The following is a 26118-nucleotide window of genomic DNA, read 5'->3' as shown; positions in this document are numbered from 1 at the left end:
TTGTCCGGAGGCCCTTGGCGGCCTCCGGACCCACACCGACCTGCGGTGTTCAGCAGCTCGACTTCCCCGCGTAGAGCGCGAGGGCCGTGTTGGCGCCGAGCGTGGCCGTGAACTGCCCACCGGAGTTCACCGTCACGGTCGTATTGCTCTGCACATTGCAGTACGTCCCCGCCGGCAGCGACGTCTGATACGTCCGGCTCAGGCTGCTCGACTCGTGGTTGATGGCGACGTACCCCTTGGCGCCCCGCCCGAAGGCGATCGCGTCGGCGCCGTTGTCCCACCAGTTGGTGACGGCCTCACCGCGCGTCGCGTTGCGGAAGGCGACCATCGACCTGATCTCGGGCCAGTTGTGCTGACACTTCCAGCCGTCCTGCCAACAGGCGCTCACCGCACCGCCGTTGGGCGGGCCCGCGTCCGTGTCGGAGAACTCGTAGCCGGAGTTGATGTCGGGGGCGCCGTAGGGCCAGGCCAGCATGAAGACGTTGGCCAGCGTGTAGTTGGCGCCGTCCTTGTAGTTGAGCGTGCTGCCGTTGCGCTCGGTGTCGTGGTTGTCGACGAAGACACCGGAGACACCGCTGCTCATGTAGCCCCAGCCCTCGCCGTAGTTCTTCAGGTAGGCGAGGTTCTCGTTGTTGAAGACACGCTTGAGGTCGTAGGCGTAGCGGAACTCCTGGACGTCCCCATTACCCGTGTACTCGGTGGGCTGGACGGCCTCCCCGCTGCCGTGGATGACCTCCTGCTTCCAGTACACCGACGGGTTGCTCAGCCGGGACTTGATGTTGGCGAGGTCGGCGGCCGGCATGTGCTTGGCCGCGTCGACGCGGAAGCCGTCGACGCCGAGCGACAGCAGGTCGTTCATGTAGCCGGCGATGGCGCCGCGGACGTAGGACTCCCCGGTGTCCAGGTCGGCGAGGCCCACCAGTTCGCAGTGCTGGACGTTCCAGCGGTCCTGGTAGTTGGTGATCTGACCGGTGCAGTCGTCGAAGTCGGGGGACGAGTACAGGCCCGGGTAGGTGTACTTCGTGTACGAAGAACCACCGGTGCCGGTGCCGCTGCCCGCCGACATGTGGTTGATCACCGTGTCGGCGACGACCTTCACTCCCGCCGCGTGGCAGGCGCTGACCATGCTCTGGAAGGCCGCGCGGTCACCGAGCCGACCGGCGATCCGGTAGCTGACGGGCTGGTACGACGTCCACCACTGTGAGCCCTGTATGTGCTCGGCGGGCGGGGAGACCTGGACGTAGCCGTAGCCGGCGGGGCCGAGGGTGTTGGTGCACTCCTTGGCGACCGAGGCGAAGTTCCACTCGAACATCACCGCGGTGACGTCCTTGGTGCCGGGCGGGGAGGCGGCGGCGGTGCCGGGGGACGCCATGACGGCTGCGGCGGCGGCGAACGCGAGCGCGCCTGCAAGGGTTCTGCTTGGTGCCATGTGGGGGTTCCTTCTCCGTTGAAGGAAGTTGCTGAAATCTTGCAGCAACTTTGCGGTGACGGAGATGTTAAAGGCCCGCTGCCTGAAAAGGCAGCGGGCCGTGTGAAGTTGATGCAAGAACTTTCAGAGCCGTCAGACGGCAGCCGTCAGGCGGTGGTCCACCAGACCGTCGTGTCGCCCGGCACCTTCGCCTCGCCGTCCGCCTCCGTCACCTCACCGCTGGCGAGCAGCACGCGACCGTGCGCGGGCACCGTCACCGACTCACTGCCCGTGTTGGCCACGCACACGAACTCCCCGCGCCGGAAGGCCAGGACGCCCTCGGGGGCGCGCAGCCACTCCACCGCGTCGCCCGCGCCCAGGTCGGGCTGTGCGCGGCGGACGGCGAGCGCGGTGCGGTACAGCTCCAGGGTCGAGTCGGCGTCGCCCGTCTGGGCCTCGATGCTCAACTCGCCCCATCCCTCGGGCTGGGGCAGCCAACTGCCGCCCGCGCCGAAGCCGTACGACGGCCCCGTGCGCGTCCACGGGATCGGCACCCGGCACCCGTCGCGGAAGCCGTCCTGGCCGGCGCCCCGGAAGTACGCCGGGTCCTGACGGACCTCGTCCGGCAGGTCGACGACGTCCGGAAGGCCCAGCTCCTCGCCCTGGTAGACGTACGCCGAACCGGGCAGCGCCAGCATCAGCAGGGTGGCGGCGCGGGCGCGGCGAAGGCCCAGTTCGCGGTCGCCCGCCGAGCGGATCTGCGTGCCGAGACCCGGGGGGTTGGCGAAGCGGGTCGCGTGGCGGGTGACGTCGTGGTTGGACAGCACCCAGGTGGCGGGGGCGCCGACCGGGCGCATGGCCTCCAGCGTGCGGTCGATGACCGTGCGCAGCTCCTCCGCGTCCCAACTCGTGCTCAGATACTGGAAGTTGAAGGCCTGGTGCAGCTCGTCCGGGCGGACGTAGTTGGCGGTGCGCTCGACGGTCGGGGTCCAGGCTTCGGCGACGAAGATCCTCTCCCCCGCGTACTCGTCCAGGATCGTCCGCCACTGGCGGTAGATCTCATGCACGCCGTCCTGGTCGAAGAACGGCATGACATCGTTGCCCAGTAGCTTGAGTTGGTCATGGGCCCCCAGGTCCGGCAGTCCCTCCGCCTTCACCAGCCCGTGCGCCACGTCGATACGGAAGCCGTCGACGCCCATGTCCAGCCAGAACCGCAGGATCGAGCGGAACTCGTCCCCGACGGCCGGGTGCTCCCAGTTGAAGTCGGGCTGCTCCGGCGCGAAGAGATGCAGATACCACTCACCGTCGGGCACCCGGGTCCACGCGGGCCCGCCGAAGATCGACTCCCAGTCGTTGGGCGGGAGTTCCCCGTTCTCCCCCTTGCCCGGCCGGAAGTGATACCGGTCCCGGAGCGGCGAACCCGCCCCCTCCGCGACCGCCCGCTTGAACCACTCGTGCTGATCGGAGGAGTGGTTGGGCACCAGGTCGACGATGATCCTCAGACCCAGCTCATGCGCGTCGCGGATCAGCGCATCGGCATCGAGAAGATTGCCGAACATCGGGTCCACGGCCCGGTAATCGGCGACGTCGTAACCGGCGTCGGCCTGCGGTGAGGCATAGAAGGGGCTCAACCACACGGCATCGACACCGAGGTCCCGCAGATACGGCAGCCGGGATCGTACGCCTTCCAGATCCCCCATACCGTCGCCGTTGCTGTCGGCGAAACTGCGCGGATAGACCTGGTAGATCACCGCATCCCGCCACCAGTCAGGGCGCTGGGCGACGGTGGCAAGAGCGGAGTTGACGGCCGGGTCGGCGGAGTGCTGGCTCATGGCGTCCTTGATACGTAAAGGATGTGGGGTCATGTGTGGTGACGAGACGGCCACGGTGGCAGCGGGGTCGGATGGCCACCGCGACCGCCTCGAGTTTTCAGGAGGGGAGAAGGGCAACGCCCCGTCTTTCAGGGGCGCGGGGAACTGCGCGACCAGCCACGACGGCGCCGCAGCCAAACGACGGGCTCACCCCTTGGTGCCACCGGCAGTAAGCCCAGTCACCAAGTTCTTCTGCACGAAATAGAAGAACGCAGCCGCAGGTATCGCAATCAGCACAGCCGTCGCAGCCATCAGGTTCCGCTGAGCGTCATGCTCACTCACAAAGCTCTGCAACCCGACCGCCAGCGTGTACTTCGTGTCGGACAGCATGAATGTAGAGGCGAACGCGACCTCACCGAACGCGGTGATGAAGCTGTAGAACGCGGCCACGGCCAGCCCAGGCCGCGCAAGCGGCAGGATCAGCCGCGCGAACGTACCGAAGGGGGTCAGCCCGTCGACGCGCCCGGCCTCGTCGATCTCGAACGGGATGGTGTCGAAATAGCCCTTGAGCAGCCAGGCACAGTACGGCACGGCCGTCGAGCAGTAGACGAGGATGAGGCCACCGTAGCTGTCGATGAGCTTCAGCTCCGACAGGATCTGGTACATCGGCACCATGAGTACGGCTACCGGGAACATCTGGGTGACCAGTAGCACCCACATGAACTTCCTGTAGCCGGGGAAGCGCATCCGGGAGACCGCGTATCCGGTGGTGGCGGCGACGAGCACACCGATCACCGTGGCACCCAGCGAGACGATCAGCGAACTCTTCAGCCAGTCGAAGAAGTTCGTGTCCGACAGGACGAACGAGTAGTTGTCGAACGTCATCTTCCCCCAGATCCCTCCGGGGTGCAGATAGTCGTCCTTGTCCGGGCCGAGGGAGAGGAAGACCAGCCAGGCGATCGGAAAGAGCGCGATCAGGCTCGCGGCGATCAGGATGCCGTGGGACGCGAGGGACGCGCCGGGGCCGTGCTCGCCGCGCCGGCGCACCTTGCGGGGTGCGTCGGAGGCGGGGGGCTGATCGGCGGGAGCGGGCGTCTTGACGGTCGTAGTGCTCATGGGGGCTCCTGCCTCAGATCGCGAGCTGCTGGTCATTGCGGTTCAGCCAGCGGCGGTAGAAGGAGGTGAAGACGATCAGGATGGCCAGCAGCAGCATGCCGTAGGCCGCCGACTGCGCGAAGTCGCGCGGCTGCTGTCCGAAGCCGAGGTAGTAGGCCCAGGTGACGAGGATCTGGGCGTCCGGGGCCGTGTCGCCGAACAGCAGGAAGATGATGGCGAACTGGTTGAAGGTCCAGATGATGCCGAGCAGTACGACGGTGGAGCTGACGGACCTCAGGCCGGGCAGCGTGACGTACCGGAACCGCTGCCAGGGGGTGGCGCCGTCCATCTCCGCGGCCTCGTACAGCGTCGAGTCGATCGACTGCAGACCACCCAGCAGCGAGACCATCATGAACGGCACCCCGCACCAGGTGTTGACCATGATCGCGGCGAACCGCTGCCAGAAGGTGTCCTCCAGCCACAGCGGTGTCGGCAGATGGAGCGTCTCCAGCGCGGAGTTGATGATGCCGCCGTCCGCGAGCATGAACCGCCAGCCGAAGACGGTGACGAAGGTCGGCACGGCCCAGGGCAGGACCAGGATCAGCCGGTAGAAGGTGCGGCCGCGCAGCTTCTGGTTGAGCAGCAGGGCCAGGCCCAGGCCGATGCAGTAGTGCAGCGCGACACAGGCCGCCGTCCAGAACACCGTCCAGATGAAGTGCGACCAGAAGCGGTCGTAGGCGGTCTCGCCCCACAGGATGTCGGCGTAGTTGTCGAAGCCGATGAACTTGTAGGTGGCCTCGATCTCGTTGACGCCGATCGTGCGACCGGTGTTGAGGCTGTTGGCGTCCGTGAGCGTCAGGTAGAACCCGTACGCGAGCGGATACAGCACGAGGACGCCGAGCACGATGACCACGGGGGCGATCATGGCGTAGGCGTACCAGTACTTCTGGTAGCTGTGCTTCAGGCGCTGGACGGCGACTGTCATGGTTCGACACCTTCTGGCAGATCAAGAAGATCGAAGATCAAGGGGTACGGCGCGCAGGCCGATGGCCGCCGGATCCTTCCCCCCAGTTCAGGAGGATCCGACGGCCATGCGGGGTCACTTGCTGAAGTCCGGCACCAGCTTGGCGATGGCGGTCTCAGCGTTACCCAGGCCGCCGTCCAGGGACTCCTTGCCACCGGCGATCTTGGGCAGCTCGGTGTCCAGCGGGCCCCACAGGGAGCTGTACTCGGGCAGGGCCGGCCGCGGCTGGGCGGCGGAGAGGACGCCCTGGTAGCCGGCGATGCCCGGGTCGGCCTTGACCTCGGTGGTGTAGGCGTCGTCGCGGGTGGGCAGCGTGGAGTTCTTCAGGGCGACGGTCTCCTGGGACTTCGCCGAGGTCATGAAGTTCACGAACTTCAGCGCGGCCTTCTGCTTCGCCTCGTCGGAGCCGGCGTACACGGAGAGGTTGTGGCCGCCGGTCGGGGCGCCCGCCTTGCCGCTGGAGCCGGCCGGGACGGTGGCGATGCCGAGGTTCTGCTTGTCCTTGAACGCGGAGCCCTTGTAGAAGTTGGTGATCTCCCACGGGCCCTGGATGATCGCGGCGACCTTGCCGCTGACGAACGCGTCCTGGATGTGGGCGTAGGCATCGGCGGTGGTGTCGGCCTTGTGCAGGCCCTTGCCGTCGAAGAGGTCCAGCCAGGTGCCGTACGCCTTCTTGGCCTCGGCCGAGTTGACGGTGATCTTCTTGGCGTCGGCGTCGACCGTGTCGGTGCCCTCGCCGTGCAGGAAGGACTGGGCGTAGTAGGCCTGGGTGGAGCCCCAGTAGCCGTCGACGCCGGTCTTGTCCTTGATCGTGGCAGCGGCCTTCTTCAGGTCGTCCCAGGTCTTCGGAGCCTCGACGCCGGCCTTCTCGAAGAGTTCCTTGTTGTAGACCAGCGCGAGGGTGTCGGTGACGATCGGCACGCCGTAGGTCTTGCCCTCGTACTTGGCCTGCTCGATCAGGCTGGGCTGGAACTTGCTCTCGTCGGCGAGGGCCTCGGTGCCGTCCAGCGGGAGGAAGAAGCCCTTCTTGGCGAAGGCGGGCGTCCAGCCGACCTCGGAGCGCAGCACGTCCGGGGCGCCGCTGGCACCGGCGGCGGTGTCGAACTTGTTCTGCGCCTGGTCGAAGGGGACGTTGACGTACTTGACCTTGATGTCCTTGTTGGCGGCCTCGAACTCCTTGACCAAGGCCTGGTACGTCGGCGCCTCATTCGTGGCGTTGGAGGTGTCCCACCAGGTGATGGTGACCGGACCGTCGGCCTTGTCGCCACTGTCGCCGTCTCCGCCGCAGGCCGTCGCCGCGAGGGCGAGGGACGCCACCAGCGCGGTGGCCGCTATGCCACGCCGCATGAGTTCTCCTTGAGGGTTAAAGCCCGAGTGGTGCAGGGGGCGGTCCCGTCTGCCGTCCCTGCGACTTGCCGACTGCGCCGTTGCGGCGGCCGGGCGTCGAGAACGTAACAGCGATGTAAGCGGCGCGAAAGTCCTTGCAGCAAAAAAGTGCAAGACGTCTCCGAAGTTATCCGTGCGTGACCTGTTGTCGACCGCCGTGAGACCGTTGTTCTGCGGGGTTGAGCGGGCATGGACGGTGTTGTGCAAGACTCTGCAAGCTCTTGCCGACCGTTCCCCGAGGGGCCGCCATGCCGCAGCAACCCGCACCGCGCCGGTCAACCGCCCGCGCCCGGCGTCCGATCGGTGTGCAAGGCGAGGGACGGCCGGTACAGTCCACTCCCGTGACCACACGGCTTGCCGACATCGCTGCTCAGGCGGGGGTGAGCGAAGCGACCGTCAGCCGCGTCCTCAACGGGAAGCCGGGCGTCGCCGCCACCACCCGCCAGTCCGTGCTGGCCGCGCTGGACGTCCTCGGCTACGAGCGTCCCGTGCGGCTGCGGCAGCGCAGCGAGGGCCTGGTGGGCCTGATCACCCCGGAGCTGGAGAACCCGATATTCCCGGCCCTGGCCCAGGTGATCGGCCAGGCGCTGACGCGGCAGGGCTACACACCGGTCCTCGCCACCCAGACCCCGGGCGGTTCGACGGAGGACGAGCTGACCGAGATGCTCGTCGACCGGGGCGTCGCCGGGATCATCTACGTCTCCGGACTGCACGCCGACACGACCGCCGACATGCAGCGCTACGAGCAGTTGCGCGCGCAGGGCGTGCCGTTCGTGCTCGTCGACGGCTTCTCCCCCAAGGTGCAGGCACCGTTCATCTCGCCGGACGACCGGGCCGCGATGACGCTGGCGGTCACGCATCTGGTGTCGCTGGGCCACACCCGGATCGGTCTCGCGCTCGGCCCGAAGCGGTTCGTGCCGGTCCAGCGGAAGATCGAGGGCTTCGTCCGCGCCGTACAGGACCAGCTCGGGCTGGCCACGGACACGATCGAGACGGAACTGGTCCAGCATTCCCTCTACACGCTGGAGGGCGGCCAGGCGGCGGCCACCGCGCTCATCGCCCGCAGCTGTACGGCGGTGGTGTGCGCCAGCGACATGATGGCGCTGGGCGCGATACGGGCGGCCCGGCAGCACGGTCTGGAAGTCCCCCGGGACATCTCGGTGGTGGGCTTCGACGACTCCCCGCTGATCGCCTTCACCGACCCGCCCCTGACGACGGTCCGCAAGCCGGTTCCGGCGATGGGGCAGGCGGCGGTGCGGACGTTGCTGGAGGAGATCGGGGGGACGCCCGCGCCGCACAGTGAGTTCGTGTTCATGCCGGAGCTGGTGGTGCGCGGTTCGACGGCTTCGGCGCCTGGTGAGAGGAACGGGGACCGGAGTCGTCCCTGAGGCGGAGAACTTCCTTCTGCGGCAGTGCGCTGGTAGGAGGATGCGCCCTACGGTCGTCGTAGGACGTGCAGCCCGAACCCGACCAGGGGATGATCGGAGGGCGAAGGCTTTTCTGGCAGACTCTGTGCCCATGGGTGAGACGACCGTGACGACCGCCGAGGAAGGCCGCGAAGAGGCCGTTCCGCACCCTGTCACGGTCGAAACCAGGCCCGCTCTGCTGAGCAGGTTGCGTACTCCGCGGCGGCCCCGGCTGTGGTTCGAGATCCTTCTGATCGCGGTGAGTTACTGGACCTACTCACTGATCCGCAACGCCGTCCCGGAGCAAAAGGGGCAGGCTCTCAGCAACGCCGACTGGCTCTGGCGGCTCGAGCAGGATCTCGGCCTCGCCGTCGAGGAATCCGTCAACCACGCCGTGAACTCGGTGACTTGGCTCATCGTCGGCATGAACTACTACTACGCGACACTGCACTTCGTGGTCACTCTGGGTGTCCTGGTGTGGCTGTTCCGCAGTCATCCCGGCCGCTATGCGGCGACCCGGATGGTGCTCTTCGCGACGACCGGTGTGGCCCTCGTCGGTTACTACCTGTATCCGCTCGCCCCGCCACGGCTCATGAACGGCCAGAGCTTCATCGACACGGTGATGGTCCACCACACCTGGGGTTCGATGGCCTCCGGCGACCTGAAGAACATGTCCAACCAGTACGCCGCGATGCCGTCGATGCACATCGGCTGGTCGGTCTGGTCCGGCCTGACGATCTTCGCGCTGGCCTCGATCCCGTGGGTCCGCGTCCTGGGCCTGCTCTACCCCGTGGCCACGCTCATCGTGATCGTCGCCACCGCCAACCACTTCTGGCTGGACGCCGTCGGCGGCCTGATGTGCCTGGCCTTCGGCTACGCGGTGGCGCGGGTCTGGTACGGGACGTTGCCCTACTCCTTGCCGAGGCTGGTGCCGGCGCGAAGTCCGGGCAGGTCGCTGCTGTCGGGGAAGGTCTAAGGCTCCCCCCTCTACTCTCCCCGGTGCGCCACGTGACCGCCGGTCACCGTCAGTCGCACCGGCGCCTGAGCCACCTCGTCCGCGGGGGCGGTCACCGGGTCCACCTCCAAAGCCGTGAGATCCGCCCGGTACCCCGGAGCGATACGGCCCGCCGTCCCCGACTCCCCCGCCGCCGTCGCCGCATGCGTCGTGCAGCCCTCCAGCGCCTCGAGCCCCGTCAGGCCCGCCCGGGCCGAGGCGGCACCCTTCGGGCTGCGTGCCGTCGCCAGGACCGTTCGTACGTCGTAGTGGGCGATCGGCCAGTCCGAGCCCAGGGCGACCGTAGCTCCCGCGTCCCGCAGATCGCGCAGGCGCCAGGCGTGGGCGGCGCGGCCGGCGCCCAGGCGGCGGGACCACTCGTCGGTGCCGTCGGCGCGGGTGTACGCGGTGTGCGGCGGCTGCATGGAGGCGGCCAGCCCCAACTGCGCGAACCGCGGCAGCAGGTCGTCCGGGGCCGTCTCGATGTGCTCGACGCGATGCCTGCCCCGCGCGTCCGGCCCCAGCGACGCGACCACGTCCAGGACGTGCCGCACGGCCGCGTCCCCGATGGCGTGCGTGGCGGTGCGCACCCCGGCCGTGTGCAGCTGCCGTACGGCGGCGGCGTACGCGTCCGGATCCGGCCAGAACGCGTCCGTCCCCTGCCCATGGCAGTCCGCGTGCTCCAGCCACGCCGTGCCGCCCTCGACGGTCCCGTCCATGAAGAACTTGACCCCGCCGACCCGCCAGTGCCGCCCGCCCTGGCCCTGCGCGGCGACCAGCTCGGCCAGGTCGTCGGCGTCCGCGCCCGGCATGCACCAGGGCGCGAAGCGCAGCCGCACCGGCAGCACGGTCTCCGCGGCCACCGCCCCGACCAGCTCGGGGTCCCCGGCGTCCATGACGTGCGCGCCGGTGAGCCCGGTCGCCGCCATCGCGGACAGCAGCTCCACCAGCCGCGCCTGCCGGACCTCGTACGACGCCCGGGGCATGACCTCGGTCACCAGATCCATCGCCGCATGCTCGACGAGGTGCCCGGTGGGGCGCCCGGCGGAGTCGCAGACCACCTCCGAGCGCTGGGTGAACGCGCGCGGTCCGGCCACCCCGGCGGCGGCCAGCGCCGCGCCGCTCACCAGGGCCGAGTGTCCGTCGTAGAGCCGGAGGAAGGCGGGCGCGCCGCCGAGCACGTCCTCGATGAGGGACCGGTCGATGGGCCGCCCCTCGAAGGCGTTGTGGTCGAGGCCGTAGCCGACGACCCAGCCGTCGATCCGCTCGGCGGACGCGAGCGCGGCCCGTAGTCCCGCGAGATCCGCGACTCCGGAGAGGTCCACCCCCGTCGCCATGTCCAGCCCCCACACCGGGTGACTGTGCGCGTCCACAAGGCCGGGCACGAGATGCGCGCCCTCCAGCCGTACGACCTCCGTTCCCGGCCCGCGCCAGTCTCGTACGTCGCCCTCGTCGCCCACCGCCGCGATCAGCCCGTCGTGTACGGCGACGGCGGTGGCGTACGGGCGGTCGGGGTCGAGGGTGCGGATCTTGGCGCCGGCGAGGATGAGGTCGGCGGTGGGCATGGCGTGAACTCCCTTGTGATTACTGGTCATTCAGACGGCTCGGCGGCGAAGTCGGCGTACACCTGCGGTCGTTGGCGGCGCAGCCACCATGCCAGTCCGAGGCCGATGACGAAGACGGTGGGCGCGAGGGCGATGAGGACGGTGTTCACCGTCGGGGAGGCGCCGGTGAACGCGTCGATGTGCGCGACGACGAGCCCTATGGCCGTCGCGAGCAGGAGGGCCGCGGTGACGGGGGCCACGACGGTCCGCATAACGCCCTCCTGGTGGCTGACCCGGCGGAAGTAGCAGGGTACGGCGATCGCGGCGAGCAGCTGGAGGACGAACAGGCCGATCATTCCGGGGGTGTTCACCCACAGCAGCAGCTGCTGGTACGGGTCGGCGCCGGCAGCCCAGAAGCCGAGGACGACGACGGCGCCGAGGACGGTCTGCGCGATTCCGGCGATGTACGGGGAGCCGTGGCGTGGGTGGACGCGGCCCAACTTGCCTGGCAGTACGCCCTCTTCGGAGAGACCCAGGACGTAGCGGTTGATGGCGTTGTGGAAGGCGAGGAGGGAGGCGAGGACGCTGGTGACGATGAAGATGTGCATCAGGTCGGCCGCCCACGCGCCGACGTAGGTGGTGATCGCGGAGAAGAAGAGGCCGCCGGGGTCCTTGGCCGCGGCTCCGATCACCTCCGCGTCGCCGAAGGCCTGGATGACGGTCCAGACGATGAACGCGTAGAACAGGCCCAGGAATCCGACGGCGACGTAGGTCGCGCGCGGCACCGTGCGCTCCGGGTTCCGCGCCTCGCGCCGGTAGATGACGGTCGACTCGAAGCCGGTGAACGCGGCGAACGCGAAGGCGAGGACGACGGCCGTACCGCCGACGAAGACGTTGCCGGGCGTGAAGGAGGCGCCGGACAGGCCGTGTGCACCGCCCTTGATCAGCACGCCACCCGCCAGCAGGACGAGGATGCCCGTCTCGGCTACGAGCAGGATGCCGAGCAGCTTGGCGCCGAAGTCGATGGAGCGGTAGCCGCCGTAGCCGACGAGGAGGAGACCGGCCAGGGCGATGGGCAGCCAGTGGACGTCGATGCCGAAGAGGGCCTGCGCGGTGTCCCGGCCGGCGGTGCCGAGGAGGCCGAAGACGCCGATCTCCATGCCGTTGTAGCCGATGAGGGCGAGCAGGGCGGCGCCGATGCCGGCGGGGCGGCCCAGCCCGCGCGTGATGTACGCGTAGAAGGCGCCGCCGCTTTTGACGTGCCGGCTCATGGTGGTGAAGCCGACGGCGAAGACGGCGAGGGTGATGCCGGCGACGAGGTAGCCGACCGGGGCGCCGATGCCGCCGAGCAGGATCGCGAGCGGGGCGACGCCGGCCATGACGGTGAGCGGGGCGGCGGCGGAGACGACGAAGAAGGCGATGTCGGCGGTGCCGAGGGAGCCGGAGCGGAGGCCGGCCGTGGCAGGCGGCGTCTTCTCCGCGGGGGTGTCGGAGGCGGTCACGGACATGGGGAAGCCCTTCGAGCGGCGGACAGAGCGATACTCGGAGCGAGCGGAGCACCGTTAACCTAAAGGCTTTCGGTTTTGGGAATGTAACCTCTCGTTTGCCATCCGGGAAGACCTGGATCCCCACGTAAGGAGACCGCCGACCATGGCACGGCCCCGCACCCCGCTCCTCGACCGCGAGCGCATCACCACGACCGCGCTCCAACTGGTCGACGAGCACGGCGATTTCAGCGTCCCGCAGATCGCCAAGCGGCTCGGCGCGCAGACCGGCTCGGTGTATCACCATGTGGACGGCCGGGACGGCATCGTGGAACTGCTGCGCGAGCGGGTCGCGTCCGTGATCGACCCCGGGACGCTGTCCCAGACGCCCTGGGACACGGCGCTGGAGGCCTGGGCGCGCTCCTACCGCGCCGCGTTCGCCGCACACCCGAAGGCGATCCCGCTGCTGATGACGTCACCGGTGCGGGCGCCGCGCGTGCTGGAGCAGTACGAGCGGGCGGTGACGCTGCTCCTGGACGCCGGGTTCGCCGTCGCCGACATCATGCCGCTCCTCGTCGCCGTGGAGAACCTGGTCCTGGGCTCGGCGCTCGACCTCGCGGCCCCGGAGACGATGTGGGAACTGACACCGGACGCGGCGACGCCCCGGCTGGCGGAAGCGCTGGCGGCGGTGGGAGAGGGGCGGGCGGACCGGGCGTTCGAGGTGGGGCTGGAGGGGTTGATGACTCATGCTCGTGCGCTGAGGGTTCACGGGAAGCGGAGCTGAGGGTCTACGCTCCGTAGAACAGCTCCTCCACCACACCCCGCGCCCGTCGCGCCGTGCGCCGGTACGCGTCGAGCATGTCGCCGACGTGTCCCGGGCCGTACCCCAAGTACCGCCCCACGGCGGCCAGTTCGCGTCCGTGCGACGGGAACGTGTCCCCCGCTCGCCCACGCACGAGCATCACCGCGTTCCGCACCCGCGTCGCCAGCACCCACGCCTCGTCCAGGGTCGCCGCGTCCTCGCCGGAGATGAGCTCGGCGGCGCAGGCGGCGGCGAGGGCCTCGCGGGTGCGGGTGGTGCGCAGGCCCGGCTCGGCCCAGCCGTGGAGCAACTGGAGGAGCTGGACGGTCCATTCGACGTCGGAGAGCCCGCCGGGCCCGAGCTTGGTGTGCAGCTTCGGGTCGGCGCCGCGCGGCATCCGCTCGGACTCCATACGGGCCTTCAGGCGCCGGATCTCCCGGACGGCGTCGTCGCCGAGTCCCTCCGCCGGATACCGCAGCGGGTCGATCAGCTCGATGAAGCGCCGCCCCAAGTCCTCGTCACCGGCGACGGCTTCGGCCCGCAGCAGTGCCTGCGACTCCCAGACCAGGGACCAGCGGCGGTAGTAGGCCTCGTACGAGTTCAACGACCGTACGAGCGGCCCGGACTTGCCCTCCGGTCGCAGGTCCGCGTCGATCAGCAGCGGCGGGTCGGCGCTCGGGATCTGGAGCAGTCGCCGCATCTCGGAGACGACCTTGTTCGCGGCGTCCGCGGCCTCCCGCTCCTCGACGCCCGCGCGGGGCTCGTGCACGAACAGGACGTCCGCGTCGGAGCCGTAGCCGAGTTCGTGCCCGCCGAAGCGGCCCATGCCGATGATCGCGAACCGGGTGGGCAGCTCCTCGCCCCAGCCCTCGCGGACGACCGCGCGCAGGGTGCCGGCGAGGGTGGCGGCCGTCAGGTCGGAGATCGCGCCGCCGACCCGGTCCACCAGCGCGCCCTGGTCGGCCTCGGCGGGCTGGGTCTCGGTGCCGTACGAGCCGACGATGTCGGCGGCGGCCGTACGGAACAGCTCGCGGCGGCGGACGCCGCGAGCCGCCGTGACGGCCTGGACGGCGCCGCCGGCGCGGCCGACCGCGGCGAGGATCTCCTGCTCCAGATGGGCGTGGGAGCGGGGGGCGAGGCCGCCGCCGTCACCGTCGCCGAGCAGCGCCACGGCTTCCGGCGCGCGCATCAGCAGGTCGGGCGCGAGGCGGCCGGCGGACAGCACACGGGCGAGATTCTCGGCCGCGGCTCCTTCGTCCCGCAGCAGCCGCAGATACCAGGGCGTCTTGCCCAACGCGTCCGACACCTTGCGGAAGTTGAGCAGTCCCGCGTCCGGGTCGGCGGAGTCGGCGAACCAGCCGAGCAGCACGGGCAGCAGCGTGCGCTGGATCGCGGCCTTGCGGGTGACGCCCGAGGCCAGCGCCTCCAGGTGGCGCAGGGCGGCGGCCGGGTCGGCGTAGCCGAGGGCGACCATGCGTTCGCGGGCCGCTTCGGCGCTCAACCGGGCTTCGCCGGGGGCGAGTTGGGCGACGGCGTCGAGCAGTGGCCGGTAGAAGAGCTTCTCGTGCAGCCGTCGTACGACACTGCCGTGCCGCTTCCACTCGCGGTTCAGCTCGGCGACCGGATCGGTGCGCAGGCCCAGCGAGCGGCCGATGCGGCGCTGGTCGGCCTCGTCATTGGGGACGAGGTGGGTGCGGCGCAGCCGGTAGAGCTGGATGCGGTGCTCCATGGAGCGCAGGAAGCGGTAGGCGCTGTCGAGCTGGACGGCGTCGGCGCGACCGACGTACCCGCCGGCGGCGAGCGCCTGGAGGGCGTCCAGGGTGGTGCCGCTGCGAAGGGACGCGTCGGCACGTCCGTGCACCAACTGCAGCAGCTGTACGGCGAATTCGACGTCCCGCAGCCCGCCCGGGCCGAGCTTCAGTTCCCGGTCGACCTCGGCGACCGGGATGTTCTCGACGACCCGGCGGCGCATCTTCTGCACGTCGGCGACGAAGTTCTCGCGCTCGGCGGCCTTCCAGACGAGCGGTTCGAGAGCGGAGACGTACTCCTCGCCGAGCTCGATGTCGCCGGCCACCGGGCGGGCCTTGAGCAGCGCCTGGAACTCCCAGGTCTTGGCCCAGCGCTGGTAGTAGGCGAGATGGCTGCTCAGCGTGCGCACCAGCGGACCGTTTCTGCCCTCGGGCCGCAGATTGGCGTCCACGGGCCAGATCGAGCCCTCGACGGTGGTCTCGGAGCAGATCCGCATCATGTGCGAGGCGAGCTTGGTGGCGGAGCGGAGCGCCTTGCCCTCGTCGGCGCCCTCGACGGCCTCCCCCACGAAGATCACGTCGACGTCGGACACGTAGTTCAGCTCATGGCCGCCGCACTTGCCCATCGCGATCACCGCGAGCCGGCACGAGGCGGCATCGTCGGGCGCGGCGGTGCGGGCGATGGCGAGGGCGGCGCGCAGGGTCGCGGTGGCCAGGTCGGCGAGTTCGGCGGCGGTCTCGGCGACATCGGTGGTGCCGCACACGTCACGGGCGGCGATGGACAGCAGACAGCGCCGGTAGGCGACGCGCAGGGCGACCGGGTCGCCGGCCTCGGCGAGACCGCGCTCGAACTCCGCCACCCCGGGGTGCAGGTCGCGCGGCTCGTACGTGACGAGCGCCTGCCAGTCCTTGGGATGCCGGGCGAGGTGGTCGGCGAGCGCGGCGGAGGCGCCGAGCACACCGAGCAGCCGGTCCCGCAGCGGCTTCGCCGCTATCACCGTGTCGAGCAGCTCGCGCTGCGCCAGGGGTCCGGGCTGCACCTCCAGCAGCCGTACCAGACCGTGCAGCGCGAGATCCGGGTCGGCGGTCGCGCCCAGCGCCTCCAGCAGCACCGGGTCGTTCCGCATCGGCGACAGCTCCACGCTGTCCAGGAGCCGCTCGGCGGCCGAGGGATCGGTGAAACCGTGCCGCAGCAGCCGAGTGAAGGTACTGCTCCTGCGCCCCGGCGCCGTCATGCCCCGCCTCCTGTCGGATCAAGGTCGTACCCGCTTGAGCCTAACCGGAGAAGCCCGGACAAGCGCCGGGGTGTCTCAGCGGATGACCACCACCGTGGCCGGTCGGGACGGCTCGGCGAGCACCGTGTCACCGGCCCTGCGTCCCGGCACGACGGCCACCGGCGCCGCCTGCCCGGCGACCGGCACGACCACGCTGTGCACGGTGCCCGGCCGGCCACCGCCGGGCCGGGAGGCGTACTGCACGTCCAGGCACTGCCCGCGCAGCCGGGTCAGGGCGTCCACGACCGATGTGCCCGGCTCCACCGCGGGCAGCACCACGCTCCGGTTCACCAACGGGTCGAGCCCGCCGCACGAGCTGTCGTCCGGCGGCTCCACCGGCTGTCCGGACCGACCCCCGTGCGGACCGGACAGAGTGAGGCGGGTGAGGTCCCCGGCGGTGCTCTTCGTGGTGTCGACGCGGATCGTGGCCCGGCGCAGCCACTGCAGCGGATGCCCGTCGAGCTCGGCCTGCGCCCAGTTCGCGGTGTCGACGAGGAATCCGGTCTCGATGGCGGGCTCCTCCAGAGGCGGCTCCCGGTGCGCGCCGCGTGCGGCACGCTCCTGCGGCCAGTGGCGCAGCACGACGAGCAGCTTGTCGTCGGGGCGGGCGAACCCGTGGGCGCGGCCCGCGGTCACCGGGTAGGACCCGGCCGGCGCGACCGCCTCGCGGGAAGCGCCGGAGATGTCGATGCCGCCCCGGGGTCCGAGCGTGAACCCGACCCCCAAGAAGGCCTCGTCCCGCACCGAGGCGGTCGTGGTGGGCGACGCTTGGCACCCGGTGACCAGCAGGGCAGCGGCCAGCGGGACGGCGCCCGCGACAAGGGCCGCGGGTCGAAGGTGGGTAGGCATGGGGGGCTCCGTCTCTTTCTGTGCAGTCCCGGCAGCCGGGCGGCTGCCTGTGTCGACAGTGCGCCCCTCAACGGCCTTAGCCCATTCGTCATTTGACGAATCCCCGGCGCCCCGGGCCCGCGCGGGGCGTACCTTCGCAGGAGGTGAGAACCGGCCCGGGAGGCCGCCATGACGACATCAGCCCGTACGACGGCCGAGGTTCATCTGCGGCGCATGGCGGACGTCCTGGACGAGGCCCGGCACGACACGTCGGACGCGGTGCCGCCGAAGTCCCTGCTGCTCGGCCTGCAGCGCCTCGTCCCCTGCGACTGCGCCTGCTTCTCCGAACTGGACGTCCCGACCCGGATCCACGTCAACGAGCAGGAGACGCCCTACGACAACTGGGGAAACATGGGCGGGGACGACGGCTCGTTGGACGGCTACTGGCGATGGCGCCACCAGCATCTGCAATGCACATGGGTCGCGGGGCCGCACAGTTTGCCCGAGGCGGCACAGCTGACCGACTTCATGTCACTGCGCGAGCTGATGAACCTGCCGATCTACACCGAGTGCCTGCGCCCCTTCAAACGCATCGCGGCCGTCGCCCTGCCCACCGCGCCGAACCGCACCCGCGTCTTCCAGTTCCTGCGCGAGGAGGGCAGACCGTTCACCGATCACGAGATGACCACGCTCCGCATGATGGCCCCGCATCTGTACGCGATCTACCAGGACGCCGCCCGCCGCCGGCGCCCCTCCGCGCGGCTGACCCACCGGGAACTGGACGTCCTGCGCTGCGTGGCCCTCGGTCTGACCACCCCGGAGATCGCGGAACAGCTCGTCGTCTCGCGCAGCACTGTCCGCAAGCACCTGGAGAACGCCTTCGGCCGCCTGGGTGTCTCCAGCCGTACGGCGGCCGTCGCCCGGGTTTTCCCGGAGGCGGAAGCCCTGTGAGCCGATGAGTTCCGGGGCCGTGTCGAGTCTGCCCTGTCGAGGGACATACGAAGACATCCGGCGGCTGGAGGCAGCTCATGACCGACACCACCCCGCAGACCCGACTGGACACCCGCTACAGCGAGGAAACGGCGACCGCGGTCCCCTGGCCGGAAGCCGAGAAGCAGCTCACCGAGGCCGAGCTGTTCTGGATCTCGACCGTACGACCGGACGGGCGCCCGCACGTCACCCCGCTCCCCGCGGTCTGGGCGCACGGCGCCCTGCACTTCTGCACCGGCCCCGAGGAGCGCAAGGCCCGCAACCTGGCCGAGAACCCCCACGTCGTCCTCACCACGGGCACGAACACCTGGAACAAGGGGTACGACCTCGTGGTCGAGGGCGAGGCGCGGCGGGTCACGGACGAGGCGGCGCTGCGCGAACTGGCATCCCTCTGGGAGACGAAATACGGGCCTTTCTGGCACTTCGAGGTACGGAACGGCTGCTTCCACCACGGACCGGGGCACGCTTACGTCTTTTCGGTGGCGCCGGTCACCGTTTTCGGCTTCGGTAAGGGGGAGCCGTTCAGCCAGACCCGCTGGCGGTTCGGCTGACGTGTCAACGGCGACCTGGAGGACCAGCGATGCAGTACACGCTCGAAGTGATCCCGCTGCCCGTGAGCGACATCGACCGAGCCCGCGACTTCTACCGCGACAAGGTCGGCTTCCACGTCGACATCGACCAGGAGGTCATGCCGGGCATGCGCATCGTCCAGCTGACCCCGCCGGGCTCCGGCTGTTCCGTCGCCCTCGGCGACAGCATCTGGGACATGACCAAGGGCGAGACCAAGCCCGAACCCGGCTCCTACCAGGGCCTCCAGCTCTGCGTCGCCGACATCAAGGCCGCACACGCCGAGTTGCTGGAACGCGGCCTGGAGATCACCGAGCCGACCCAGTACTCCCCCGACGACGGCGCGACGTTCATGTACTTCACGGACCCGGACGGGAATGGCTGGTCGATCCAGGAGTACCGCCGCAGGGCGACGGAGCCGTTGCACCAAGTACTCACGGAACAGGCAAAGCAGGGCCAGCAGTAACGCCCCTTTAGGGGCGCGGGGAACTGCGCGACCAGCCCCCACCGGCCGCAACATGACCACGCGCCCCTACGGTCATGCGCACAACCGATCCAACGCCGACCGGCTCTCCTCGTCCGCGGCGCGAAAAATCACCAACCGCTGATCCGGATCCTGAAGCGGCACCAGCACTTCGAAATGCACCGCGAACACACCGACGTCAGGATGCCGCATCATCTTCCACCCGCGACCGTTCACCTTGATGTCCCGTTCGGCCCACAATCGCGCGAATTCCTTGTCGCGAGCGATGAATTCGGCAATGCGGTCGGTCAACGCCCGATCCTCCGGATGCGCGGCCCACGCAGCGCGCAGATGCGCGATCCCCTCCCGCACAACACGTTCCCGGTCGACGTAGAACTCGCGTATCTCCGGATGCATCAGGCACAGCCATATCGCATTGCGCCGCGCCGGAGGCAGGGTGTCGAAATCGAGGAGCAGCCGCGTCATTTCGCGGTTCCAGGCCAGGATGTCGTAGCGGTGGTTCATCAGCATGGCCGGCAGCGGCGACAGGTCGGCGACCATCCGGGCCAGCGGCGGTGCCGCGGTGGTGGCGGGCTGGTCGGCGTTGCGGGGGCGCTGCTGGGCCAGGTTGAAGAGGTAGGCGCGTTCGACGGGGGCCAGGCGCAGCGCCCGGGCCAGCGCCTCCACCACGTCCGCCGATGGCCGCAGCCCGCGCCCCTGTTCCAGCCGCACGATGTAGTCGACGCTGACCCCGGCCAGTTCAGCGACCTCTTCGCGGCGCAGTCCCGGGGTCCGCCGGGCCTGCTTACGCGACGGCAGACCGAGATCACCCGGGTCCAGCCGTTCGCGCCGGGCCCGCAGAAACGCGGCCATCTCCTGTGTTGAGTCCACGGTGTGGGTCGTCATGTCCGGTCCAACAGCCAGGGTAGGACCGGCGTTCCCAGGAACCTCTTTCCCTTACTTCCGGCTCGCGGCGGTCCGAGCCTTGTGCTCGGCAACGGATCACGAGCACAGGAGGACACGATGTCGCTCACCCTCGACACCTACCGGCTGCTTGGCCGCTCCGGACTGCGGGTCTCACCGCTGGCGCTGGGCGCGGCGACCTTCGGCACCGAGTGGGGCTGGGGCGCCGAGCAGGACGAGGCACGCAAGCTGTTCGACCTCTACGTCGAGCGCGGCGGCAACTTCATCGACACCGCCAACACCTACACCGACGGCAGCTCCGAGCGCCTGCTCGGCGAATTCACCCGCGACAACCGCGAAAGCCTGGTGCTGGCAACGAAATACACGACGCTGCGCCGGCCCGGCGACCCGAATTCCGGGGGCAGTCACCGCAAGAGCCTGTTCGCTTCGGTGGAAGCGAGTCTGCGACAGCTCAATACGGACTACATCGATCTGCTCTACCTGCACGTGTGGGATTTCACGACACCGGTCGAGGAGATCCTGCGCGGCATGGACGATCTGGTCCGGCAGGGCAAGATCTTGTACGTGGCGATCTGCAACGCCCCGGCCTGGCAGGTGTCGCGCATGCAGGCGATCGCCGACCTGCGCGGCTGGTCGCCGCTGGTCGCGCTGCAGATCGAATACAACCTGATCGAGCGCACCGGGGAACGTGACCTGATCCCCATGGCACGCGAGATGGGGCTCGGTGTGATCCCGTATTCACCCCTGGCCGGCGGGGTGCTCACCGGCAAGTACAGCCGCGACGACCTGACCGCGACGGACGGCGCATCCGACGACGGCACCCGCAAGAGCTTCAACCTCGCCTTGGGCACGGTCACCGAACGCAACCTCGCCCTTGCCGATGTCGTGAAGGAGGTCGCCACGGAGCTGGGCCGCACACCCGCCCAGGTCGGGCTGGCCTGGACCCTGCGGAACCCGGACGTGACAGCCTCGATCATCGGCGCCCGCACCCCCGCGCAGCTGGAGGACAATCTGGGCGCCCTGGAGGTCGACTTCACCACCGCCCAACTGGCCCGCCTCGACGCGGCCGGCGCGATCGGACTCGGCTACCCGCACGACCTGCTCGCCAGCGACCACATCCGCAAGGTGACGGCAGGCAACCTGAAGATCGAAACTCGCCGCTGACAGCCGGTCGAGCGCCGAGGGCAGCACGGTGCGAGTGCACGCACAGGACGGGCGGACTGCCCCACAGTCACGGGCCCGCAGTCGATGACCGCGGGCCCGATCCACACCTCGACGGAGTGTGGCGCAAACCTGCGCCTACAGAACCGGCAGAGACTTCCGCAGCTCGAACGCCGTCACCTCGGAGCGGTACTCCTCCCACTCCTGCCGCTTGTTGCGCAAGAAGAAGTCGAAGACGTGCTCGCCCAGCGTCTCCGCGACCAGGTCGCTCCGCTCCATCAGGGACAGCGACTCGCCCAGATTCTGCGGCAGGGGCTCGATGCCCATCGCGCGGCGCTCGGCGTCGGAGAGGGCCCAGACGTCGTCCTCGGCGCCCGGCGGGAGCTCGTAGCCCTCCTCGATGCCCTTGAGGCCGGCGGCGAGGAGGACGGCGTAGGCGAGGTAGGGGTTCGCGCCGGAGTCCAGGGAGCGGACCTCGACGCGTGCGGAGCCGGTCTTGCCGGGCTTGTACATCGGGACGCGGACGAGGGCCGAGCGGTTGTTGTGGCCCCAGCAGATGTACGAGGGGGCCTCGCCGCCGGCGCCGGCCGTGCGCTCGGAGCCGCCCCAGATGCGCTTGTAGGAGTTGACCCACTGGTTGGTGACCGCGGAGATCTCCGCGGCGTGCCGCAGCAGGCCCGCGATGAAGGAGCGGCCGACCTTGGAGAGCTGGTACTCGGAGCCCGACTCGTAGAACGCGTTGCGGTCGCCCTCGAAGAGGGACAGGTGCGTGTGCATACCGCTGCCGGGGTGCTCGGAGAACGGCTTCGGCATGAAGGACGCGTGCACCCCCTGCTCCAGCGCGACCTGCTTCATGACCAGGCGGAACGTCATGATGTTGTCCGCCGTCGACAGCGCGTCGGCGTACCGGAGGTCGATCTCCTGCTGGCCGGGGGCGCCCTCGTGGTGGGAGAACTCGACCGAGATGCCCATCGACTCCAGCATCGTGATCGCCTGGCGGCGGAAGTCCTGGCCGACGTGGGTGGGGGTGTGGTCGAAGTAGCCCGAGTTGTCGGCGGGGGTGGGGCGGGAGCCGTCCAGCGGGCGGTCCTTCAGCAGGAAGAACTCGATCTCCGGGTGGGTGTAGAAGGTGAAGCCCAGGTCGGAGGTCTTGGACAGCGCGCGCTTGAGGACATAGCGCGGGTCGGCAAAGGACGGCGAGCCGTCCGGCATGAGGATGTCGCAGAACATGCGGGCGGTGCCGGGGGCCTCGGCGCGCCACGGCAGGACCTGGAAGGTCGACGGGTCCGGCTTGGCGATCATGTCGGACTCGTACACCCGGGCGAAGCCCTCGATCGCGGAGCCGTCGAAACCGATGCCCTCGTCGAACGCCTGCTCGAGCTCGGCCGGGGCGACGGCCACGGACTTGAGGAAGCCGAGCACGTCGGTGAACCACAAGCGTACGAACCGGATGTCGCGCTCCTCCAACGTCCGGAGCACGAACTCCTGCTGCTTGTCCATCTTCCGCTTCCCCATCCTTGCTGGTCAGGCCGCCTGCCCCGGGAACCGTGCGAGGCGGTCGGGCACCTGAGCATCACACCACAACACCATTTCGTGCGCGTTGCGGACCCTGATCGCCCGGCCGACCTCGGCGTGAACGCCTCCGATACGGCAGGTGTACTGCTCAGTGCCCATAGTGCCCCCTGCCGCCGACATCCGTAATTCCTGCGACCTCCCTTCGGGAGGTCACCCCTTCCCCATTACGATCAGCAGACCCGACCGTTCCCTTGCCTAGAAGGACACACTCCATGGGCTCCGCCAAGAAGAGCAGCTCCGCAGAGCGCAAGGCGCGAATAGAGGAGATGCGGCGCGCCGAGCGTGCCCGCGAGCGCCGCAGCCGCATCCTCACCATCACGGCCAGCGTGGTCGTCGTCGTCGGCCTCGCCGTCGGCGGCGTCGTGCTCGTGCAGTCGCAGTCCGACGACGACGCCGCGGCGAGCGACTCCAGCACCGGCAAGTTCGTCACGGGCAAGGACGGCGTGAAGACCTGGGACGGGAAGCTGAGCCGCACCCACGTCACCAAGGACGTGAGCTACCCGATGGAGCCCCCGGTCGGCGGCGACCACCACCAGGCGTGGATGAACTGCAACGGGGACGTCTACACCGAGGCGCTCAACAACGTGAACGCCGTGCACTCCCTGGAGCACGGCGCCGTCTGGGTGACGTACACCAGCAAGGCGGCCAAGAAGGACGTGGACGCGCTGGCGGCGAAGGTGAAGCAGACGCCGTACACGCTGATGAGCCCGGACGAGAAGCAGAAGGACCCGATCATGCTCTCGGCATGGGGTGCCCAGCGCACGGTGACGAGCGCGGACGACCCGAATGTCGCCAAGTTCTTCGAGAAGTACGTCCAGGGCGACCAGACGCCCGAGCCGGGTGCCGCCTGCACGGGTGGGCTGTCGAAGTGAAACGGGCGCAGGCCGGCTGGATCGCGGGGGCCGCGGCAGCCGCGCTCGTCGCGGCCGGCGCGATCACCTTCGCGGTCGCCGGAGACGGCAACTCCGGTGTCGAGCCGCCGGCCGCCGACTCCGCGGACGCCGGTTTCGCGCGCGACATGGCCGTACATCATCAGCAGGCCGTGGAGATGTCGTACATCGTGCGCGACCGCACCGCCGACACGGAGGTGCGGCGGCTGGCGTATGACATAGCACAGACGCAGGCCAATCAGCGCGGCATGCTGCTGGGCTGGCTGACCCTGTGGGGGCTGCCGAAGGTGTCGTCGGACCCGCCGATGACCTGGATGGACATGGGCGGCATGGCCTCCGGCAAGGACGGCGCGCTGATGCCCGGCATGGCGACCAACACCGAGATGGAGAAGCTGGGGAAGCTCGACGGCAAGCAGGCCGAGATCTTCTTTCTGCAGCTGATGACGGACCATCACAAGGGCGGTGTCCACATGGCCGAGGGGTGCGTGCAGCGCTGCTCGGTCGGCGTGGAGAAGGATCTCGCGCAGGGCATGGCCGAAGCGCAGGAGTCGGAGATCCAGCTCATGGCGGATCTGCTCAAGAAGCGGGGCGCGCAGGCGCGTTGAGCTCCGCCGAGGGGGATGTATGCCTCAAATCCCTTGTGCATACGGTTCCTTGGGTGCTTCTTGGCTGAGCCATTCCCCCCTGATTCCCCTGACGTGAACGGTTCGTCGCGAGAGTGGCCACCGTCGAGTGATCACTCGCGACGAACCGCATCCAGGGGGTTCCATGAGATCCAACCGCGCCAGGGCACGCGCCGTGGCGGGCATCGCGGCAACGCTGCCGATGCTCGCCGGGGCGCTGGCCTTCGGCATACCCGCCGCGCACGCCGCGGACAACCCGGGCCGGGACCTGCTCGCGGGCACCAAACCCGCGTGGGCCACGACCAAGGCCGACAAGGGGGCCGCGCCGGACAGCTCCGCGGTCGCCGCCCGGGTCTACCTCGCCGGCCGGGACGCCACCGGTCTGGCCGCGTACGCCAAGGCCGTGTCCGACCCGCATTCGGCCTCGTACGGCAAGTACCTGAGCGCCGATCAGGCGCAGACCCGCTTCGGTGCGACGGGGGCCCAGATCGCCGCCGTCAAGGCGTGGCTGACGTCCGCCGGCCTGAAGGTCGCCGGTGTCGCACAGCACTACGTCTCCGTGACCGGTGACGTGGCCGCCGCCGAGAAGGCGTTCGGCACCCAGCTGCGCACCTACGCCAAGGGCGCGAAGACCTACCGCGCGCCCGCCAGGACCGCGTCCGCGCCCGACAGCCTGAACGGCGCCGTCCTGACCGTCACCGGCCTCGACAACGCCCCGCACCGGGCGAGCCACGACGACCAACTGCCCGGGCCGTCCACGGTGTTCAAGAACGCCGGGCCGTTCTCCTCGTACTACGGCTCGAACGTCGCGACCACGCTGCCGGACGCGTACGGCAGCAAGATCCCGTACGCCGTCCGGGGCTACACCGGCAAGCAGCTGCGGGCCGCGTACAGTGCGGGCTCGCACACGGGCAAGGGGGTGCGGGTCGCCATCACCGACGCGTTCGCCTCGCCGACCATCGCCTACGACGCGGCGAGCTACGCGAAGAAGCACGGCGACGCCGCCTGGAAGACCGGCCAGTTGAGCCAGGTGCTGCCCAAGAAGTACACGCACACCGGCGCCGACGAGTGCGACGCCGCCGGCTGGTACGGCGAGGAGACCCTCGACGTCGAGGCCGTGCACGCGGTCGCGCCCTCCGCGAACGTCACGTACGTGGGTGCCGCGTCCTGCTACGACGACGACCTGCTCGACTCGCTCAGCAAGATCGTCGACCACCACCTCGCCGACATCGTCTCCAACTCCTGGGGCGACATCGAGGCCCACCAGACGCCGGACCTCGCGGCCGCCTACGACCAGGTCTTCCAGTTCGGCGCGGCCGAGGGCATCGGCTTCTACTTCTCCTCCGGCGACAACGGCGACGAGGTCGCCCACACCGGCACGAAGCAGGTCGACACCCCGGCCAACTCGGCCTGGGTGACGGCGGTCGGCGGTACGTCGCTGGCGGTCGGCAAGGGCGACTCGTACCTGTGGGAGACCGGCTGGGGCACCCAGAAGGCGCTGCTGTCCGACGACGGCAAGAGCTGGGTGGACTTCCCGGGCGCGTACACCTCGGGTGCGGGCGGAGGCACCAGCAGGACGGTCGCCGAGCCCTCCTACCAGAAGGGCGTCGTGCCGTCCTCGCTGGCGCAGGCCAACAGCGCCTCCGGCAACCGTGTCGTCCCGGACATCGCGGCCATCGCCGACCCCAACACCGGGTTCCTCGTCGGCCAGACGCAGACCTTCCCGGACGGCTCGCAGCAGTACAGCGAGTACCGCATCGGCGGCACCTCGCTCGCCGCGCCGGTCATCGCGGCGGTGCAGGCACTGGCGCAGGAGGCGCGCGGCGGGAAGGCGATCGGCTTCGCCAACCCGGCGATCTACGCCAAGTACGGCTCGACGGCGTACCACGACGTCACGGACGCCCCCACCGGCTCCGGGCTCGCCGTGGCCCGCGTCGACTTCGTCAACGGCTACGACGCGAGCGGCGGCCTGACCACCTCCGTCCGCACCCTCGGCACCGACAGCTCGCTGAAGGCGGTCAAGGGGTACGACGACGTGACGGGCGTGGGGACACCCGCGCGGGGCTACGTGGAGTCGTATCGCCGACGGTGACCGACGCATGGGGGTGGCGTGGGGTGCCC

20 protein-coding genes and 1 pseudogene are annotated in these 26118 nt (G+C 69.6%); 10 read left to right on the top strand and 11 right to left on the bottom strand.

What is annotated here, in order from left to right:
* Positions 1–49: 49 nt before the first annotated feature.
* The 5 genes and pseudogenes from ACTWQO_RS31415 to ACTWQO_RS31395 form a co-directional block, all read right to left on the bottom strand.
* Positions 50–1429: an alpha-amylase gene (locus ACTWQO_RS31415; protein ID WP_443240761.1), complete on the bottom strand. Its 1380-nt coding sequence runs from the start codon at positions 1427–1429 to the stop codon at positions 50–52.
* Positions 1430–1575: 146 nt separating this feature from the next.
* Positions 1576–3240, bottom strand: coding sequence for a glycoside hydrolase family 13 protein (locus ACTWQO_RS31410; protein WP_443240760.1), 1665 nt, complete (start codon positions 3238–3240; stop codon positions 1576–1578).
* A 186-nt stretch (positions 3241–3426) separates the two neighbouring features.
* Positions 3427–4335 carry a sugar ABC transporter permease gene (locus tag ACTWQO_RS31405; RefSeq protein WP_443240759.1) on the bottom strand — a complete coding sequence of 303 codons (909 nt, stop codon included), beginning with the start codon at positions 4333–4335 and terminating at the stop codon, positions 3427–3429.
* 13 nt (positions 4336–4348) lie between these two features.
* A pseudogene (locus ACTWQO_RS31400) lies at positions 4349–5281 on the bottom strand (carbohydrate ABC transporter permease); the annotation flags it as partial.
* A gap of 132 nt (positions 5282–5413) precedes the next feature.
* Positions 5414–6685 (bottom strand): extracellular solute-binding protein, encoded by a 1272-nt coding sequence (locus tag ACTWQO_RS31395; protein ID WP_443240758.1) that lies wholly within the window; start codon positions 6683–6685, stop codon positions 5414–5416.
* A 380-nt stretch (positions 6686–7065) separates the two neighbouring features.
* On the opposite strand from ACTWQO_RS31395, the gene ACTWQO_RS31390 reads away from it, so the two are divergent.
* Both ACTWQO_RS31390 and ACTWQO_RS31385 read left to right on the top strand, forming a co-directional pair.
* Positions 7066–8112: a LacI family DNA-binding transcriptional regulator gene (locus tag ACTWQO_RS31390; RefSeq protein ID WP_443240757.1), complete on the top strand. Its 1047-nt coding sequence runs from the start codon at positions 7066–7068 to the stop codon at positions 8110–8112.
* A 130-nt stretch (positions 8113–8242) separates the two neighbouring features.
* On the top strand, positions 8243–9106 hold the full coding sequence (locus ACTWQO_RS31385) for a phosphatase PAP2 family protein (protein WP_443240756.1): 864 nt from the start codon (positions 8243–8245) through the stop codon (positions 9104–9106).
* Between the two features lie 11 nt (positions 9107–9117).
* Here ACTWQO_RS31385 and ACTWQO_RS31380 read toward each other — a convergent pair whose 3' ends face one another.
* Complete coding sequence (locus ACTWQO_RS31380; RefSeq protein WP_443240755.1) at positions 9118–10689, bottom strand: amidohydrolase; 1572 nt, start codon at positions 10687–10689, stop codon at positions 9118–9120.
* 26 nt (positions 10690–10715) lie between these two features.
* The gene (locus tag ACTWQO_RS31375) at positions 10716–12176 is read right to left on the bottom strand and encodes an APC family permease (protein ID WP_443240754.1); all 1461 of its coding nucleotides are present in this window, start codon (positions 12174–12176) and stop codon (positions 10716–10718) included.
* A gap of 142 nt (positions 12177–12318) precedes the next feature.
* On the opposite strand from ACTWQO_RS31375, the gene ACTWQO_RS31370 reads away from it, so the two are divergent.
* A complete protein-coding gene (locus ACTWQO_RS31370) occupies positions 12319–12936 on the top strand; it encodes a TetR/AcrR family transcriptional regulator (protein WP_443240753.1) in 618 nt (205 codons plus the stop codon).
* A 4-nt stretch (positions 12937–12940) separates the two neighbouring features.
* Here the strand turns inward: ACTWQO_RS31370 and ACTWQO_RS31365 are convergent, their stop codons facing one another.
* Positions 12941–15937, bottom strand: coding sequence for a bifunctional [glutamine synthetase] adenylyltransferase/[glutamine synthetase]-adenylyl-L-tyrosine phosphorylase (locus ACTWQO_RS31365; protein WP_443240752.1), 2997 nt, complete (start codon positions 15935–15937; stop codon positions 12941–12943).
* Positions 15938–16012: 75 nt separating this feature from the next.
* On the bottom strand, positions 16013–16825 hold the full coding sequence (locus tag ACTWQO_RS31360; protein ID WP_443240751.1) for a hypothetical protein: 813 nt from the start codon (positions 16823–16825) through the stop codon (positions 16013–16015).
* Between the two features lie 168 nt (positions 16826–16993).
* Between ACTWQO_RS31360 and ACTWQO_RS31355 the strand changes: the two genes are divergently transcribed.
* The 3 genes from ACTWQO_RS31355 to ACTWQO_RS31345 all read left to right on the top strand — a co-directional run bounded on the left by ACTWQO_RS31355 (position 16994) and on the right by ACTWQO_RS31345 (position 18827).
* Complete coding sequence (locus ACTWQO_RS31355; protein WP_443240750.1) at positions 16994–17755, top strand: response regulator transcription factor; 762 nt, start codon at positions 16994–16996, stop codon at positions 17753–17755.
* Positions 17756–17832: 77 nt separating this feature from the next.
* On the top strand, positions 17833–18345 hold the full coding sequence (locus ACTWQO_RS31350; RefSeq protein ID WP_443240749.1) for a pyridoxamine 5'-phosphate oxidase family protein: 513 nt from the start codon (positions 17833–17835) through the stop codon (positions 18343–18345).
* A 29-nt stretch (positions 18346–18374) separates the two neighbouring features.
* On the top strand, positions 18375–18827 hold the full coding sequence (locus ACTWQO_RS31345) for a VOC family protein (protein WP_443240748.1): 453 nt from the start codon (positions 18375–18377) through the stop codon (positions 18825–18827).
* 72 nt (positions 18828–18899) lie between these two features.
* On the opposite strand, the gene ACTWQO_RS31340 is transcribed toward ACTWQO_RS31345, so the two are convergent.
* Positions 18900–19730: a helix-turn-helix transcriptional regulator gene (locus ACTWQO_RS31340; RefSeq protein ID WP_443240747.1), complete on the bottom strand. Its 831-nt coding sequence runs from the start codon at positions 19728–19730 to the stop codon at positions 18900–18902.
* Between the two features lie 117 nt (positions 19731–19847).
* Here ACTWQO_RS31340 and ACTWQO_RS31335 point away from each other — a divergent pair, with 117 nt between their 5' ends.
* Entirely contained in the window at positions 19848–20912 is a 1065-nt protein-coding gene (locus ACTWQO_RS31335; RefSeq protein ID WP_443240746.1) for an aldo/keto reductase, read from the top strand.
* A gap of 135 nt (positions 20913–21047) precedes the next feature.
* Here the strand turns inward: ACTWQO_RS31335 and glnA are convergent, their stop codons facing one another.
* Positions 21048–22409 (bottom strand): type I glutamate--ammonia ligase, encoded by a 1362-nt coding sequence (gene glnA / locus ACTWQO_RS31330; RefSeq protein ID WP_210576288.1) that lies wholly within the window; start codon positions 22407–22409, stop codon positions 21048–21050.
* Between the two features lie 287 nt (positions 22410–22696).
* Here glnA and ACTWQO_RS31325 point away from each other — a divergent pair, with 287 nt between their 5' ends.
* The 3 genes from ACTWQO_RS31325 (at position 22697) to ACTWQO_RS31315 (ending at position 26089) form a co-directional block, all read left to right on the top strand.
* A complete protein-coding gene (locus ACTWQO_RS31325) occupies positions 22697–23356 on the top strand; it encodes a DUF3105 domain-containing protein (RefSeq protein ID WP_443240745.1) in 660 nt (219 codons plus the stop codon).
* On the top strand, positions 23353–23979 hold the full coding sequence (locus ACTWQO_RS31320; RefSeq protein ID WP_443240744.1) for a DUF305 domain-containing protein: 627 nt from the start codon (positions 23353–23355) through the stop codon (positions 23977–23979). The genes ACTWQO_RS31325 and ACTWQO_RS31320 overlap by 4 nt, the downstream gene beginning before the upstream one ends.
* A 163-nt stretch (positions 23980–24142) precedes the next feature.
* The gene (locus ACTWQO_RS31315; RefSeq protein WP_443240743.1) at positions 24143–26089 is read left to right on the top strand and encodes a S53 family peptidase; all 1947 of its coding nucleotides are present in this window, start codon (positions 24143–24145) and stop codon (positions 26087–26089) included.
* The last annotated feature ends 29 nt before the right edge of the window (positions 26090–26118 follow it).

The sequence above is a fragment of the Streptomyces sp. 4N124 genome (genome assembly GCF_052245395.1).
Classification (GTDB): domain Bacteria; phylum Actinomycetota; class Actinomycetes; order Streptomycetales; family Streptomycetaceae; genus Streptomyces.
The sequence above is the reverse complement of the archived record's forward strand: the minus strand, read 5'-3'. Positions and strand labels throughout refer to the sequence as shown.

Coding starts and splice junctions, on each gene's coding strand:
- ACTWQO_RS31415 (WP_443240761.1), bottom strand. CDS start 1,429: ATGGCACCAAGCAGAACCCTTGCAGGCGCGCTCGCGTTCGCCGCCGCC.
- ACTWQO_RS31410 (WP_443240760.1), bottom strand. CDS start 3,240: ATGAGCCAGCACTCCGCCGACCCGGCCGTCAACTCCGCTCTTGCCACC.
- ACTWQO_RS31405 (WP_443240759.1), bottom strand. CDS start 4,335: ATGAGCACTACGACCGTCAAGACGCCCGCTCCCGCCGATCAGCCCCCC.
- ACTWQO_RS31395 (WP_443240758.1), bottom strand. CDS start 6,685: ATGCGGCGTGGCATAGCGGCCACCGCGCTGGTGGCGTCCCTCGCCCTC.
- ACTWQO_RS31385 (WP_443240756.1), top strand. CDS start 8,243: ATGGGTGAGACGACCGTGACGACCGCCGAGGAAGGCCGCGAAGAGGCC.
- ACTWQO_RS31380 (WP_443240755.1), bottom strand. CDS start 10,689: ATGCCCACCGCCGACCTCATCCTCGCCGGCGCCAAGATCCGCACCCTC.
- ACTWQO_RS31375 (WP_443240754.1), bottom strand. CDS start 12,176: ATGTCCGTGACCGCCTCCGACACCCCCGCGGAGAAGACGCCGCCTGCC.
- ACTWQO_RS31370 (WP_443240753.1), top strand. CDS start 12,319: ATGGCACGGCCCCGCACCCCGCTCCTCGACCGCGAGCGCATCACCACG.
- ACTWQO_RS31365 (WP_443240752.1), bottom strand. CDS start 15,937: ATGACGGCGCCGGGGCGCAGGAGCAGTACCTTCACTCGGCTGCTGCGG.
- ACTWQO_RS31360 (WP_443240751.1), bottom strand. CDS start 16,825: ATGCCTACCCACCTTCGACCCGCGGCCCTTGTCGCGGGCGCCGTCCCG.
- ACTWQO_RS31355 (WP_443240750.1), top strand. CDS start 16,994: ATGACGACATCAGCCCGTACGACGGCCGAGGTTCATCTGCGGCGCATG.
- ACTWQO_RS31350 (WP_443240749.1), top strand. CDS start 17,833: ATGACCGACACCACCCCGCAGACCCGACTGGACACCCGCTACAGCGAG.
- ACTWQO_RS31345 (WP_443240748.1), top strand. CDS start 18,375: ATGCAGTACACGCTCGAAGTGATCCCGCTGCCCGTGAGCGACATCGAC.
- ACTWQO_RS31340 (WP_443240747.1), bottom strand. CDS start 19,730: ATGACGACCCACACCGTGGACTCAACACAGGAGATGGCCGCGTTTCTG.
- ACTWQO_RS31335 (WP_443240746.1), top strand. CDS start 19,848: ATGTCGCTCACCCTCGACACCTACCGGCTGCTTGGCCGCTCCGGACTG.
- glnA (WP_210576288.1), bottom strand. CDS start 22,409: ATGGACAAGCAGCAGGAGTTCGTGCTCCGGACGTTGGAGGAGCGCGAC.
- ACTWQO_RS31325 (WP_443240745.1), top strand. CDS start 22,697: ATGGGCTCCGCCAAGAAGAGCAGCTCCGCAGAGCGCAAGGCGCGAATA.
- ACTWQO_RS31315 (WP_443240743.1), top strand. CDS start 24,143: ATGAGATCCAACCGCGCCAGGGCACGCGCCGTGGCGGGCATCGCGGCA.